This is a genomic window from Mesorhizobium sp. WSM4307 (genome assembly GCF_007003945.1).
Taxonomy (GTDB): domain Bacteria; phylum Pseudomonadota; class Alphaproteobacteria; order Rhizobiales; family Rhizobiaceae; genus Mesorhizobium.
Genome location: NZ_VFTB01000010.1, coordinates 13,129 through 28,131, shown reverse-complemented (window position 1 = coordinate 28,131; position 15,003 = coordinate 13,129). Strand labels below are relative to the sequence as shown.

At 64.0% G+C, this 15,003-nt stretch carries 13 protein-coding genes; 5 read left to right on the top strand and 8 right to left on the bottom strand.

Annotated features, from left to right (window positions below; genetic code table 11):
- Positions 1-220: 220 nt before the first annotated feature.
- The 3 genes from FJV83_RS23815 (at position 221) to FJV83_RS23805 (ending at position 2,714) form a co-directional block, all read left to right on the top strand.
- Positions 221-1,018, top strand: coding sequence for an N-formylglutamate amidohydrolase (locus FJV83_RS23815; RefSeq protein WP_142876962.1), 798 nt, complete (start codon positions 221-223; stop codon positions 1,016-1,018).
- Positions 1,019-1,029: 11 nt separating this feature from the next.
- The gene (locus FJV83_RS23810) at positions 1,030-1,338 is read left to right on the top strand and encodes a DUF1244 domain-containing protein (RefSeq protein WP_095772340.1); all 309 of its coding nucleotides are present in this window, start codon (positions 1,030-1,032) and stop codon (positions 1,336-1,338) included.
- Positions 1,339-1,538: 200 nt separating this feature from the next.
- Positions 1,539-2,714, top strand: coding sequence for an MFS transporter (locus FJV83_RS23805; protein ID WP_095772094.1), 1,176 nt, complete (start codon positions 1,539-1,541; stop codon positions 2,712-2,714).
- Here FJV83_RS23805 and FJV83_RS23800 read toward each other — a convergent pair.
- Positions 2,678-3,586 (bottom strand): LysR family transcriptional regulator, encoded by a 909-nt coding sequence (locus FJV83_RS23800; RefSeq protein ID WP_142885746.1) that lies wholly within the window; start codon positions 3,584-3,586, stop codon positions 2,678-2,680. The genes FJV83_RS23805 and FJV83_RS23800 overlap by 37 nt on opposite strands.
- 115 nt (positions 3,587-3,701) lie before the next feature.
- Here FJV83_RS23800 and FJV83_RS23795 point away from each other — a divergent pair, with 115 nt between their 5' ends.
- The gene (locus tag FJV83_RS23795; RefSeq protein WP_142885747.1) at positions 3,702-4,658 is read left to right on the top strand and encodes an SDR family oxidoreductase; all 957 of its coding nucleotides are present in this window, start codon (positions 3,702-3,704) and stop codon (positions 4,656-4,658) included.
- A gap of 70 nt (positions 4,659-4,728) precedes the next feature.
- Here the strand turns inward: FJV83_RS23795 and FJV83_RS23790 are convergent, their stop codons facing one another.
- The 6 genes from FJV83_RS23790 to FJV83_RS23765 all read right to left on the bottom strand — a co-directional run bounded on the left by FJV83_RS23790 (position 4,729) and on the right by FJV83_RS23765 (position 12,937).
- Complete coding sequence (locus FJV83_RS23790; protein WP_095793432.1) at positions 4,729-4,887, bottom strand: DUF3309 family protein; 159 nt, start codon at positions 4,885-4,887, stop codon at positions 4,729-4,731.
- Between the two features lie 122 nt (positions 4,888-5,009).
- Complete coding sequence (locus tag FJV83_RS23785; RefSeq protein ID WP_142885748.1) at positions 5,010-8,186, bottom strand: efflux RND transporter permease subunit; 3,177 nt, start codon at positions 8,184-8,186, stop codon at positions 5,010-5,012.
- A 75-nt stretch (positions 8,187-8,261) separates the two neighbouring features.
- Entirely contained in the window at positions 8,262-9,437 is a 1,176-nt protein-coding gene (locus FJV83_RS23780) for an efflux RND transporter periplasmic adaptor subunit (RefSeq protein ID WP_142885749.1), read from the bottom strand.
- Between the two features lie 160 nt (positions 9,438-9,597).
- Positions 9,598-10,203, bottom strand: coding sequence for a hypothetical protein (locus FJV83_RS23775; RefSeq protein WP_142885750.1), 606 nt, complete (start codon positions 10,201-10,203; stop codon positions 9,598-9,600).
- A complete protein-coding gene (locus FJV83_RS23770; protein WP_142885751.1) occupies positions 10,200-12,473 on the bottom strand; it encodes a xanthine dehydrogenase family protein molybdopterin-binding subunit in 2,274 nt (757 codons plus the stop codon). The genes FJV83_RS23775 and FJV83_RS23770 overlap by 4 nt, the downstream gene beginning before the upstream one ends.
- A 2-nt stretch (positions 12,474-12,475) precedes the next feature.
- Positions 12,476-12,937, bottom strand: a complete 462-nt coding sequence (locus tag FJV83_RS23765; protein WP_142885752.1) for a (2Fe-2S)-binding protein — start codon at positions 12,935-12,937, stop codon at positions 12,476-12,478.
- Positions 12,938-13,059: 122 nt separating this feature from the next.
- Between FJV83_RS23765 and FJV83_RS23760 the strand changes: the two genes are divergently transcribed.
- Positions 13,060-13,659: a TetR/AcrR family transcriptional regulator gene (locus FJV83_RS23760; RefSeq protein WP_095772086.1), complete on the top strand. Its 600-nt coding sequence runs from the start codon at positions 13,060-13,062 to the stop codon at positions 13,657-13,659.
- 24 nt (positions 13,660-13,683) lie between these two features.
- Here the strand turns inward: FJV83_RS23760 and FJV83_RS23755 are convergent, their stop codons facing one another.
- A complete protein-coding gene (locus tag FJV83_RS23755; protein WP_142885753.1) occupies positions 13,684-14,814 on the bottom strand; it encodes a patatin-like phospholipase family protein in 1,131 nt (376 codons plus the stop codon).
- Between the last annotated feature and the right edge of the window lie 189 nt (positions 14,815-15,003).

Genomic DNA, 15,003 nt, shown 5'->3' with positions numbered 1-15,003 from the left:
GCATCTCTCTGCGCCCCTTTTCGGAAAAGTCCGGGCGCATGTCAACGCGCCGTTTTGATCAATTCCAATCGATTTAGGAAGGCTCCCGGCGCGCTATCCGTCGCCCTTTGCCAGATTTCCCGATAAACCTTGGCCAAACAACGGCATTGCGCACGCGTCGTCTTCGTGGAATGACGATAGCACCCTCCCCGGAAGCCAGCGAACAGACCATTTCCCGCCAATGACCCGATCCACAGTTTTCGCGCCTTTCGACGTTGTCGAGGGCGACCGCAAGCGAGGCATCGTTCTTCTGGCCGATCATGCCCGCCGCGACCTGCCCGACGAGTATGGCAGCCTCGGTCTGCCCGCGGCGGAATTCGATCGGCACATCGCCTATGACATTGGCGTCGAAGCGGTGACGCGCGAGCTCGCCGGCCTGCTCGACGTGCCGGCGGTCATCGCCAATTTTTCGCGGCTCTTGATCGATCCCAATCGCGGCGAGGACGATCCGACGCTCATCCGCCAGCTCTATGACGGCACGGTGGTGCCGGGAAACTATCCCATCGCGCCGCAAGAGCGCGAGAGGCGGCTCGACCGCTTCTACCGGCCCTACCACGACGCCGTCGGCGCGGTGATCGCCTCGGTCGCGCAGGCTTCCGGCCGGGCGCCCTTCATCTTCTCGGTGCATTCCTTCACGCCGGTGATGCAGGGCAGGCAACGGCCCTGGCATGTCGGCATCCTATGGGATCGGGACGACCGGGTGGCGCGGCCGCTGATCGATATGCTGGCGCAGGACAAGAACCTGATCGTCGGCGACAATGAGCCCTATGACGGCGCGCTGCGTGGCGACACCATGTTCAGGCATGCCATCGTCAACGGCTATGCGCACGCGCTGATCGAAATCCGCCAGGACCTGATAGCGGACCAGAAAGGCGCGCTTGCCTGGGCCGAGCGCCTGGCGCCGATCGTTGACGCGATAGACCGCCGTCCCGATATACATGCGGTAAAGATATTCGGCTCGCGCACCGGGCCGTTATGACGGAGGTTCCGATGACCGAACTCAGCGACGAGCAGAAGCGTGATTTCGAAGCCGCCGCCTTTCGCCGGCTGGTCGAGCACCTCAGGGAACGCAGCGACGTCCAGAACATCGACCTGATGAACCTCGCCGGCTTCTGTCGCAACTGCCTGTCGAACTGGTATCGCGAGGCGGCCGATGCCGGGGGCGTCGACCTCTCCAAGGATCAGTCGCGCGAGATCGTCTACGGCATGCCCTATGCCGAATGGCAGGCTCTCAACCAGACCGAAGCATCGGACGCCAAGAAGGCTGAATTCGAGGCCAGGCGGCCGAAAGATCACTGAAGACGGCGAGCGGCCTCCGGCTAAGGTATCTGCGAAGGGAGAGGCGTTTTTCGCTAATCTCCGACGTACGGAAGTTCGCCAAGAACGATGTCGGTTCCATTTCGGCCTTTGGTCCAAACGCTTCCTCCAACCCGGTGCTTGACTGAATATTGAATCGATCTAATTTGCCGCGCAAAGCCATTTTCTGACCGGATTCGCCTATGAACGCGTCGAACGCCATGCAGACTGCCATTCGCGGGCGATGGGCCGTAGCGGCCATTTTCCTTGCCAATGGCTTCCTGACCGGCAGCTGGGCGCCGCAGATTCCGGTGTTCCTGACCCGGCTCGACATTTCGAAATTCACGCTTGGCCTGCTGATCCTTTTGTTCGGCGCCGGCGCGGTCGCCGCCATGACCTGGTGCGGCCACCTGATCTCGAAACATGGCTCGCGCACCGTTCTGCGCTGGTTCGGTCTTTGCGGCAGCCTCGGCCTGCTGGTCGTGGCGCTGGCGCCAAACGTGCCGCTGGCGGCCATCGCCATGTTCATCTTCGGCGGCTCGATCGGCGGCATGGACGTCGCCATGAACGCCAATGCGGTGGTGGTGGAGCGAAAGATGTCCCGCGCCATCATGTCCTCCTCGCACGGCTTCTGGAGCCTCGGTGGTTTCGCCGGCGGCGGCCTCGGCGGCTTTGCCATCCAGCACTATGGCCACCTCGCCCATGCCGCGGCCGTGACCGTGCTTGCCTTCGCGGCGATCGCGATGGCGGTCGGTTATCTCGTCGCCGAGGACAGGCCACAGGCGGCCGGGCATCACAAGTTCACGCTGCCGGCAAACCCGCTGGTATACCTGATCGGCCTGATGGCTCTGCTGACGATGATCTCCGAGGGCGCGGTGCTCGATTGGGCGGCGCTGTATCTGCGACAAGAACTCGGCGCCGACCTTGCCGTCGCCGGTCTTGCCTATGCCGCCTTTTCCGGCGTCATGGCGATCATGCGCTTCTTCGGTGATGGCGTGCGCAACCGCTTCGGCGCGGTGACGACGCTGCGCGGCTCGGCGGTCGTCGCCGCCGCGGGCATGCTGGTCGCCGGCCTGTCGCCCTCGCCCTGGCTCGCCATCGCGGCCTTTGCGCTGTGCGGCTTCGGCATCGCCAACATGGTGCCGATCATCTTTTCGGCCGGCGGCAACCAGGAAGGCATGTCATCGGGCACCGGCATGAGCGTCGTCACCACCATGGGCTATTCCGGCATTCTGGTGGCGCCGTCGGCGATCGGCTTCGTCGCCGAGCATTCCAGTTTCGGACCGATCTTCATCGCCATGTCGGTGCTGCTGATCGTCGTCCTGCTGATGGCGGGCCTCGCTCACCGCGCCGAATTCGCCCCAGCGCCCGCCGAATAGCGCTTCAACTCCTCGTGGAGAAAATCCGCCACGCGGCGGATGCGCACGCTGCTGCGCACATCGCGATGCATGGCCAGCCATACCGGCAGGCTTGGCAGCGGCAGGCCGGGCAGCACCTTCTCCACCAGCGGATCGCGATCGGCCAGCGGCTCCTGACCGAGGCCAATGCCGTTTCCCGTCCGCACCGCCTCCCACAGGACCATCTGGTTGTCGGCCCTGAAGCGGAAACTGCTTCGGGTGACCGGGAGGCCGAATTGCGTAAAGCCCCGGATCATCTCCTCGCTGCGATCGAAGCCGATCAAGGGATGATCGGTAAGGTCGGCCGGCCCGAGCGGGCGGCCGCGCCGGTCGAGATAGGAAATGGCCGCACAGGCGCAGAGCGGGATGTCACAGACCTTGCGCGCCACCAGTTCGTTCTGCGACGGCTTGACCATGCGGATGGCGATGTCGGCGTCCCGGCGCAGCAGGTTCTCGACCTGGTTCGAGGCAACGATCTCGACCTCGATTCCGGGTTCCTCGATGCCGAGCCGTGCGGTCATCTCGGGCAGCACATAGGCCGCCACCACTTCGCTGGCGGCGATGCGCACCGTGCCTTCGATTGCCTCGACCGAACCCAGCGCCAGGCGTGAAAACGCGCTCGCCTGTTCGCTGACCGCCTTGCCGCGCTCGAACAGCGTAGCGCCGGCTTCCGTCAGCGCGTAGCCGCGCCGCCCGCGCCGGAACAGCGTCACACCGAGCGCCTGTTCCAACTCGCCGATGTGGCGGCCAAGCGTCGGCTGGCTGGCCGACAGCTTGCGCGCGGCGGCCGACAGGCTGCCGGTTTCCGCGACCGTGACGAAGCTCTTGATCAGGTTCCAGTCGATGTCAGCCATTCAAGAATGAATATCAGAACTGCATTCATGGTCAATTTCAATTCATCGATGAGGCAATCATATTCGCCCTGCAAACACCGATACGGACTGCAACCACCAACCAAGGAGAATTCAAATGACCAAGATCGCAATTCTCGGCGCCAATGGCCGGCTCGGCCGCGTGGTTGCCAAGGCCTTCATCGACGCCGGCTTCGACGTCCGCACCGTCACCCGCACCGGCAAGGTGCCGGCCGAACTCGAAGGCGCCACGGCGGTTGCCGGCGATGCGCTGGACCGTCAATCGCTGATCCGCGCCACCGAAGGCGTCGATATCATCTTCAACGGCCTCAACCCGATCTACACCGATTGGGGCAAATGCCTGCCGATGGCCGAGAACGTCATGGCCGCCTGCCATGCCAACAACGCGCTGCATCTGTTCCCCGGCACCGTCTACAATTACGGCTCGCCCATGCCGGCGGTGATCACGGAAGACACGCCGTTCCATCCGACGACCGAGAAGGGCCGCATCCGCTGCGCCATGGAGGAGCTGTTCCGCCGCGAAGCCGACGCCGGCCATGTCCGCACCATTGTCTTGCGGGCCGGCGACTTCTTCGGCGGCACCGGCAGCGGCTCCTGGTTCGACCTGGTCGTCGCCGCCAAGATCAGCAAGGGCGTCTACACCGCGCCCGGTCCGGCCGACCTCGTGCATGAATGGGCGTATCTGCCGGACTTCGCCGCGGGCTTCGTCGCACTGGCCAAGAATCTCGACAAGCTCGGCTCCTATGAGGCGCTGAACTTTCCAGGCCATGCGGTCACCGATGTTGAGATCAAGGCCGCTGCGGAGAAGGCGCTTGGCCGACCGCTCAAGATGACCTCGATGCCCTGGTGGGTGCTGCGCGCCGGCGGCCCGTTCGTGGCGATGTGGCGCGAGATCGTCTCGATGTCCTATCTGCGCTTCGAGCCGCACCGTCTGGCCTCGACCCGGCTGCAGGGCATCATCGGCGAAATCCCGCACACGCCGCTCGATCAGGCCGTCGCCCAAGCCCTCGAGGACATCGGCATCGCCACCGTGAAGGCCACGAAAGCCGCCTAAATTGAGCCGGCGGGCCATACCCGCCCCTCTTCTTCACACCGAAAGCCTCCTCCCGGACAGCAAAGGCGGCTCAGAGCCGCCCCATCAGCAGCAGCACCAGAACCACCACCAGCACCACACCGACGATGCCAGAGGGTCCGTAACCCCAGGAGCGTGAATGCGGCCATGCCGGCACCGCGCCGATCAGGACAAGGATCAGGATGACGATGACAAGGGTGCTGATCGGCATGGGAAATTCCCCGCATTGAGTTCGCTCGAGGACGATGTCTTCGCATCCCCCCACAGGGGAACAATGCAAAAGGCCGCCCGGTTGTTCCGGGCGGCCTTTGCCGTTCAGATTGGGAAGCGTGCCTACTCGGCGGCTTTTGGAAAGGCGGTCGCGGGTTCCGCGCCGTCGTCCACCGTCGGCGCGTCCGACGAGATCTCGCCCCTGCCGCGCCGGAACAGCCGGCTGATCAAGCCGCGCCGTGCACCAGGCTTGACCTTGGCGCGGGTGAACACCATCAGCATCGACGGCGTCACCACCAGTGTCAGCACCGTCGCGAAGGACAGGCCGAAGACGATCGCTGAGGACAGCGAAATCCACCATTGCGTCGACGGCGCGTTGATCGTCGTCTCGTGATGGAAGATCTCCAGCCCAAGGCCGAAGGCGATCGGCAGCACGCCGAGGATGGCCGACACCGCCGTCAGCACCACCGGGCGCGCGCGCTCGCGGCAGGTCTGCAACACGGCATCCATCTTGTCCCAGCCCTCTTCGCGCAGCCGGTCGTAGGTGTCGATCAGCACGATGTTGTTGTTCACCACCACGCCGGCCAGCGCGATGACGCCGATGCCCGACATGACGATGCCGAACGTTTCGCCGGTGATCAGCAGCCCGAGGAACACGCCGATCGTCGCCATGACCACGCAGGACAGCACCAGCCAGACGCTGGTGAACTTGTTGAATTGCGCCAGCAGCACCAGGAAGATCAGGAAGATCGCCGCACCGAAGGCCTTGCCCAGGAAGGCGCTGGCTTCCGCGCTGTCCTCGTTCGAGCCGGCCAGCTTCCAGCGGATGCCACTGCCGAGATTCATGTCGGCGACGGCCTGGGTAACCTCCTGCTGCACGGCGGCGACCTGCTTGCCGGCGGCGACGTTGGCCTGCACCACAACGGTGCGGGCGCCGTCGATGCGGTTGAGGATGCCGACCGTCGGCTCGGGTTTGCGCACGACGAAGTTCGAGATCGGCACCGACCCTTGCGAGGTCTGCACCCTGAGCTCGTCCAGCGTCGACAGCGTGCGCCGGTCTTCCGGAAGACGCAGGCGGATGTCGACGGCGTCATCGGCGCCAGCGGGCCGGTATTCGGATAGCTTCAGTCCGTTCGTCACCAGCTGCACCACGGTGCCGACGGAAGTCGGGCTGATGCCGTATTGCGCGGCCTTGGCGCGGTCGACCTCGAGAGCCCAGTCGACGCCGGGCGGCGGCAGGCCATCGGAAACGTCGATGACGCCCGGCACATTGGCGATACGCGCCGCGACGGCGCGCGCCTTCTCGTCCAATCCCTTGGGGTCGACTGCCGAAAGCCTGATCTGGATCGGCTTGCCGGTCGGCGGGCCGGCTTCCGGCACGCGAACCTCGACATCGACGCCTGGTATGCCGGCCATGACGCCGCGCAGATCGTTCAGGATATCGTTCGCCGATTTGCGTTCGCGCCAGTCGATGAATTCGTACTGGATGACGCCGACGACGTCCTCGGGCACATCCTGGCCGCCGCCCTGCGTCTTGCCGACGCGGGTATAGACCGACTTCACGCCCGGCCAGCCGAGCAGCCGGTTTTCGGCGATCTTGGTCGCGGTATCCATTTCGGCCAGCGAGAGGTTGCCGCGGGCATGCACATAAAGCAGGCCGTAGTCGGGTTCGACGCTCGGGAAGAATTCGACGCCGGCGCCGTACTTCGAATAGCCAACGAAGATGCCGGCCAGCAAGACCACTGTAAGCACCAGCACTGTGATGGGGAAGCGCACCGCCTGCTTGACGACCGCCATGTACCAGCCGTCGCGATTGTCGTCGGCGTGATGTTCCGGCGCCTTGGCGAAGATAGCGCCCAGCGTCGGCGCGAAGACCAGCGCATAGAGCATCGAGGCCGACAGCGTGACGATCAGCGTGATCGGCATGTACTTCATGAAGTCGCCGATGATGCCCGGCCAGAACAGCAGCGGCGAGAAGGCGGCGATGCGCGTCATCGTCGCCGCGATGACCGGACCAGCCATGCGCTTGGCGGCAAGCGCGAAGGCTTCCTGCTTCGGCATGCCTTCGCTCATCCGCCGTTCGGCAAATTCGGTGACGATGATGGCGTCGTCGACCAGCATGCCGACCGCCAGGATAAGGCTGAACAGCACGATCATGTTGATCGTGTAGCCCATCATCGCCAGGAGCAGGATGCCGATCAGGAAGGACGACGGGATGGCGAGGCCGATGAGCAGCGACGCACGGCCGGACAGCGCGTAGAGGATGACGATGAACACCAGGATGACGGCGATCATCACGTGGTTCTGCAAGTCGCCCAGCAGCTGGTTGACGAAAACCGACTTGTCCTGCGTGTAGGTGACGTGCATGCCCTCGGGCATCGTCTTGACGAAGGCGTCGGACACCTCCCTCACCTTGGTGAGCGTGTCGATCAGATTGGCGCCGATGCGCTTCTTGACTTCGATGGCGATGGCCGGCTTGCCGTTGAGGCGTGTGATTGTCGTCGCGTCGGCGAAGGTCGAGCGTATCGTCGCGATGTCCTTGGCCTGCACCACGGCATTGGGCCCGGCGACCACGGGCAGCGCCGCCACATCCTCGGGCGTCTCGATCAGCGACGGCACCTTGACGGCATATTTGCCTTCCGAGCCCTCGATGTTGCCGGCGGCGACCAGGCTGTTGGAAGCACCGACAGCGCCGATCAGCTGGTCGAGCTGCAGCCCATAGGACGACAGCTTCATCGGATCGATGACGACTTCGACGAGGTCGTCGCGCGCGCCTTGTATAGTGCCTTCGAGAACGCCGGGCACTTCCTCGATGCGGTCGCGCAGTTCGCGCGCCGCCGCCGTCAGCACACGCTCGGGCAAATCGCCGGACAGCGTCACAACTAGGACGGGAAACTCGGAAATGTTGACCTCGGTAACAACCGGTTCTTCTGCCGCCTGGGGCAGGTCAGCCTTCGCGTCCTGAACTTTCGAGCGTGTATCAGTCACCGCGGTGTCGACTTTTATAGACGGCAGAAACTCAAGAAAGACAAAGGCGCCGCCCTGATAGGCGGATGACTTCATCTCCTTTAACCCTTTGAGACTCTTAAGCTTTGCCTCCAGGGGCCTAAGCAGAAGTCTTTCAGCGTCCTCGGGCGCAATGCCTTGATAGGCGACATTTATGTAAACATAAGGGGTAGGAACGTCGGGTTCCGCTTCCTTCGGCGTCGACTGATAGGCGACCCAACCTGCAATCAGCAGGAAGACCAGGACCGAGATGGTCAGGCGAGCATTGTTGATTGCGAGTCTGACGATATCCATGACTTATGCCTGTTGCTTTCGGGAGTGGCGAACGACTGACGTCGCCGGGCACGGCCCAGCGCCGGCGTCGCTGCGCTACTGCGTCCCGGCGGTGGCTTCGCCGATCAGCTTGTTGATGGTCGCCTGGTCGGCCTCGACCGGCTTGACCTCATCGCCTTCCTTCACCAGTTCCTGGCCGGCGACGATGATGCGCGCATCGGCCGGGATGCCGCCAAGCACGAGGCCGGTCGGGGTGTCGTCGACCAGGTCGATCGGGAAGAACGCAACCTTGTTGTCCTTGCCGACGGCGCGGATGCCCAGATCGCCCTTGTCGCCGAGCGTCACCACCGAGCGCGGCAGCAGGACCGCGTCGGTCGGCAGCGCGCTGAGCTGGATTTCCGCCGTCATGCCGGCCGGCACCGAGCCATCGGCATTGGGGATGGCGACCTCGACGCGGAAGGTGCGGGTCGCCGACGACGCGTCGCGGCTGATGTAGCGCACGGTGCCTTCGACGGTCTGGCCGCTGACCAGCCGGACGCTGGCCTTGTCGCCGATCTTGAGATAGCCGAGGTCGCGCTCGCTGATCTCGCCGCGGGCGATCACCGGATCGAGCTTGAGGATGGTCGCCACCTCGCCGCCCTGCATGACCGAGCTGCCAAGCTCGACAGGCACCCGGTCGATGACGCCATCGAACGGTGCCTTGACCTCGTTGCGGTCGAGCTCGGCCTGCGCTGTATCCAGCTGGGATTGCGCCTGGGTCAGGTTGGAGCGCGCGGTGTCGAGCTGCAGCTTGGGCAGGTTGCCGGTCCTGGCGAGCCGTTCGGCGGCATCGAGCTCGGCCTTGCGCTGCACCAGCAACTGCCTGGCATTGTCGACGCTCGAGATCTTTTCTTCCGCCGCCAGCATCAGCACCAGGTCGCCTGTCTTGACATGATCGCCTTGCTTGACCGGCAGCTTGTCGATGACGCCGGCGACGCGGGTTGCCAGAACCGCGCGCTTGTCGGCCTCGGTCAGGCCGGAAATGCGGATGGCGCGCGCGTAGGTCTTTCGTGGTGGCGTCACGACGGCAACGGTGCGCAGCGGCGCCTTCGGTTCGGCTTCCGCGGTCTTCGGCTTGCCAGCGTCCGGCGCCTTGCCCTGTTCGACTTCGGCCGCCTTGGCCTTGTTGGCCGCTACGCTGCCGACCGATGAGAATTCGCCTGTCGCCATCCACGCCGCGAAACCGATGAGCACAACAATGGCTGCAAGCTTGTGAAACCTGATTTTAGGCATCGTCATTTTTCCACTGCGGGTTCAGCCAGCACCGCGCCTTCATGACGCGGGCGCGTCGCCGATATGGGTGCGCGCCTGACCGTGTTCAAATTGCCGTGATAGGCGAGCGCGCTTCTACATCAAAGTTGCACTGCAATATAGCCTTAAAGTTGCAAGACCATTACGGCATCGGGCAAGGTGAACCCGCCGCCATCCAGTTTTCGATTGCTTGATAGGTCGCTTCGGCCGAGCCCGGAGCCGGCTCTCGATCCGAGCCCGGCGCCCAGCCCCAGGCGACAAGTTTATCGTCGCGGACATGCAGCGCGATATCGGCCAATTTGCGGTCACCATTGCGCGCCGGATCCTTGATCTGGGTGCAGATTTCGGCCGAGGACTTACCGAACCAGGCCATCTCGGTCGGCGCCAAATGCCAGCCCTCGGCGCCGGGTGGTCCGTGCAATGCCTTGGAATTACTGGAGAAATGGCAGGTCGTGCAGCGCAGGCCCGGATTGCCGAAGCCCGATCCGTCGGTTCCGCGCTGGACGTTGAAGGCGTGCACAAATGTGGCGCCATAATGCGCACCCGACCAACGCGGCCGGTCGTCCGCGACATGACAATCGGCGCAGCGCGGATGTGAGAACACCGCATAGATCTTGTCCCATTCGGACAGACCCTTGGCCATGCCGACCGTCGGGCTCGGTGATGTCTGGCTCTCCTGCGCGGTTGCAGAAGGCGCCGCCGAAAACAAGATGGCAGCAGGCGTCAGCATGATGAGAAGCTTCTTCATGCGAAGGCCACCCTTGTCGACAGCGGCAGGGTGCGGATGCGCTTGCCGGTAAGCGCGAAGATGGCATTGGCCAGCGCCGGTGCCGCCGGCGGTGTGCCAACCTCGCCGACGCCGCCCATCTTGTGGAAGTTTTCCAGGATGGCGACTTCGAAGACCGGGCACTGGAAGATCCGCATGGCGTCGAAATCGTGGAAGTTCGACTGTTCGACCATGCCGTCGGCGAAGGTGATCTGCTGTCCCATTGCCGCCGACAGGCCGTAGATGGCGGCGGAAATCAGCTGTGCCTCGACGATGCCCGGATCGAGGGCGGTGCCGACATCGGCGGCGATCCATACCTTCTCGATGCGGATGCCGGCCGGCGTGTCCGCCACCTGGACGATCTCGCCGACCCAGCTGCCGAAAGACAGCGTGAAGGCCACGCCCTTGGCCTTGCCGGCGGGCAGCGGCTCGCCCCATTTCGCCATCGCCGCGACCTTCTCCACCACCTTCACCGCTGCGGGATAGGCGGCCATCAGCTTCTTGCGCAGCTCGACCGGGTCGATTTTGCCGGCGGTGGCGATCTCGTCCATGAACCCTTCATGGAAGAAGCCATTGATGGAACTGCCGACCGAGCGCCAGAAGCCGACCGGAATCGAGACGGGCGCCGCGACGCCGCTCACCCGATAGTTCGCAATGGTGTAGGGCTGGTCATAGGCACCATCGACAATGGACTTGTCGGGACCGACCGGCGATATCGAGGGAAACAGCCTGCGCAAGGTGCTGGCGATCACCGATGGCGAGGCGATTCTCATGTCGACGGCGACCGGCATGCCGTCGTCGCCAAGCCGTGCCTGGAACTTGCCGACCGCAGCAGGCCGGTAGGCGTCGTGACGCATGTCCTCTTCGCGCGTCCAGGTCACCTTGATTGGGCGCCCGCCCGTCTCCTTCGCCATCAACGCTGCGCAAAGCGAGAAGTCCATCTCGGTACGGCGGCCAAAGCCGCCGCCCATGAAGGTGCTGTGGACAGTGACCTTGTCCTGCTCGATACCGACCGCATTGGCGCAGAGCTGGCGCACCAACGTCGGCGCCTGGTTGCCGCACCAGATGTCGAGGGCGCCATCCTTGAAGCGCGCCGTGGCATTCATCGGCTCCATGGTCGCATGCGCCAAATAGGGCACCGCATAGTCCGCCTCGACTATCTTTTCGCGCGGCGCGTCGGCGAAGGCGGTATCGACATCGCCATTGTCGCGCATCGCCGAGCCCTTGGTGCCGAGCGCCTGCTTCAGCACATCCAAAATGGCGGCGCTGCTAAGCGGATATTCGGGATCCGCCCACTGGGCGTCGATGGCGTCGGCCGCCTTGAAGGCCGCCCAGGTATTTTGCGCGATGATGCCGAAGCCGTGGCCGTAATTCGTCTCGAGCGGCACGATCTTGATCACGCCCGGCATTTTCTCGGCTTTGGCGAGATCCACCTTGACTGGCTTGGCCCAGAAGCGCGGGCTCATCTTGACCGTGCCGTAGAGCATGTCCGGCAGCCTGACATCGATGCCGAAGATCGGCGCCCCGGTGACCTTGGCCAGCATGTCGATACGCTTCTGCGGCTTTCCCAGCAGTTTCCAGTCGGCTCTGTCCTTGAGCTTGACTTCCGTCGGCGGCGCGATTGCTGCGGCAGCCGCCGCAACCGCGCCATAAGTCAGCGACTTGCCCGATGCCTTGTGCAGGATCGAACCATTGGCCGTTTCCAGATCGGCGGCGGCAACGCCGAGTTTCTGCGCAGCCGCCGCGATCAGCAGATGCCGGGCTGCGGCGCCCGCCTGGCGCATCTTGTCGAAACCGTCGCGCGTCGAAGCCGAGCCGCCGGTGACCTGGAGAGCAAGGAGTTTGCCGACCACACCGAGACCTGAGCGCACCGCCTGCGCGGTCATGCTCTCGTCGAAGAAGGCGAACGGACCACCCTCTTCGAGGATCGCCGCGTTGTAATAGGCGTAGGAGGCCGGGCCGTGCTCGACCTTGATCTGGTCGAGACCTACATCGAGTTCTTCGGCGACCATGATGGCGAGCGTCGTCGAAATGCCTTGCCCCATCTCGGCGCGCGGCGCGACGATGGTGATGGTGTTGTCGGCGGCGATCTTCACATAGGGGTTGAAGGTCGCCTCGCCCTTGCCGAGGTCGGTCTCGAGCGGATTCGCAAACGGTTTGCGATAATAATAGTAGCCGACGGCAACGCCGCCCGCGACAGCGGCCGCGCCGATCAGAAACGTGCGGCGGGCGATCTTTCCGACACTGGCCATGGTCAGAGCCCCGCCGTCTTGAGCGCCGCAGCCTTCCGGATGGCTGAGCGGATCTTGGGATAGGTGCCGCAGCGGCAGAGATTGCCACCCATGGCGTTGTCGATATCGGCGTCGCTCGGGTCGGCGACCTCGTCAAGCAGCGCCACCGCGCTCATGATCTGGCCGGCCTGGCAGTAGCCGCATTGCGCGACCTGTTCCTCCAGCCATGCCTGCTGCACAGGATGCGGCCTGTCCGCCGTGCCGATGCCTTCGATGGTGGTGACAGCGCCGTCGACCTGGCCGACCGGAAGCGAGCAGGAGCGCACCGGCTGACCATCGACATGCACCGTGCAGGCGCCGCATGCGGCAATGCCGCAGCCGAACTTCGGTCCTGTCTTGCCGATGAGATCGCGCAGTGCCCACAGCAGCGGCATGTCCGGATCGACGTCGATGTCGAATGACTGCCCGTCGACGGTGAGGCGCATGGGGATACCCTTTGTTGTCGTCCACGGCCCGAGGGCGAAGAGCCTTGGGTCGCTTTCCCTTCAAACAGATTGACAAATTACGTCATTTTGTCAATTGAGATTTTGCAGGATAGTGTTGCTCCATGAATCAGAACGAAGACATCGCCGCCGCCGACCCCAAACGCGTCCGTATCCTGGATGGCGCAATGAAGGTGTTTTTGGCCTATGGCTTCACCCGCACCACCATGGACGACATCGCCCGCGCCGCCGACATGTCCCGTCCGGCGCTTTATCTTCAGTTCAAGAACAAGACCGACATTTTCCGTGCCATCGCCATGATGGTGCTGTCGCGCTCGGTCGCGGCGGCAAAAATGGCTCTGGCCGGCGATGGTGTTTTCACCGAGCGCATCATGCGAGCCATCGACGAAGCTTTCATCTCGATGATGAGCGCCGTCGTTGCTTCGCCGCATGGCGCCGAATTGCTGGACATGAAATCGAGCCTCGGCGATCTGGTCGGCTGCTGGCGCGGCGCTCTTGTCGAACATATCGCCGCCGCTATCCATGGCGAGGCGGCCAGGAACGGCGTCGATCTGGCGGCCAGGGGCCTGTCGACGCAACTGCTTGCCGACATGCTGCTCGATGGGCTGGAAGGCATGAAAGCGCGGATCAGCGATCCCGAGGGGCAGCGGCAGGCGGCCGCCGCCCTGGTCAAGGTGATCGACCTGGCGCTGAAAGCCGGATGAAGCCGAGATGTGTCGGGGTTCCGCTCAGGCCCGGCGGCGCTCCGCCTCGGGGTTCTTGCGCGCTGCAAGAAATTCCTTGACCCGCCGGCCGGGTGCGGGGCCGCGCACCGGCTTGAAGCCGTCATCGAGTTCACCGGAGAGATCGAGCGTCGGCCGCTTGCCGACGGCATCGTAGTTTTCTTCCAGCCAGTCGCTGGCGGCGGTGCGGCCGAGATCGCGCAGATAGGTCAGGAAAGCCCATTCGGCATTGACCTTCGATGACGCCGACAGGTCCTTGAACGCCTCGTCGGCATCGATGCGGTGCATCCGGATGTCGCGATACTCGCCATGCGGCAGCCGGCCGGCGGCGATCAGTTCCTTGACGAAGGCGATCGAGCGGAATTCGCGCAGCAGCCCGGCATTGAAGGTGATTTCGTCGATGCGGTTCTGGATCTCGTTGGCGCTTCTGGGCGTTCCTTCGCGCACCACCGGATTGATCTGCACCAGCAGCACATCCTCGGTCGCCGCCGTCTTGAAGAACGGATAGAGCGCCGGGTTGCCGCCATAGCCGCCATCCCAATAGGGCACGCCCTTGATCTCGACGGCGCGGAACAATTGCGGCAGGCAGGCCGAGGCCATCACCGTGTCGAGGTCGATCTCGCCATCGGAAAAGACCCGCAGCTGCCCGGTCTCGACATTGGTGGCGGAGATGAACAGCTCCATCGACTTGCAGGCGCGGACATTTTTGAAGTCGATCTCCTGCGCCACCACGTCGCGCAGCGGATTGAGGCCCAGCGGATTGGCGACATAGGGCGAGAATACCCGCGACATGGTGTCGAAGAACACATAGCCCGGCGTGTTCTCGATCGACCAATTGCCCCAGGCGACGTCCCACGGCATGCGCTGCACCGGGCTGAACCGGCCCTTTGCCGCCACCGCACGCCAGAAATCGTCGAGCTTCTTGCGCGCGCCCTCGACCCCGCCACGCACGAATCCATCGGCCAGCGCCACCGCGTTCATGGCGCCGGCGCTGGTGCCGGAAACCGCCGATATCTCCAGCCTGCTGTCCTCCAGCAGCCGGTCGAGCACGCCCCAGGAAAAGGCGCCATGCGAGCCGCCACCCTGAAGCGCGATGTTGATCTTCTTGCTTTCCTCCGCCTTGCCGTTCTTCGTCATGGCGTTCCTGTCGTCCTTATGCGCCAACCTGCCCCTACGTCACGGAAGGAAGCAGCTATCGGCGGCCCATGTTGCAGTGCAGCATATAAGGACGGACCAAGGCAAGAACACGAACACGGTCGCGTGATCACATGAAATTTCCGCCATGAGAGAAAGGCCCCTCCGCTTGAAGCGGAGAGGCTGTGTCCT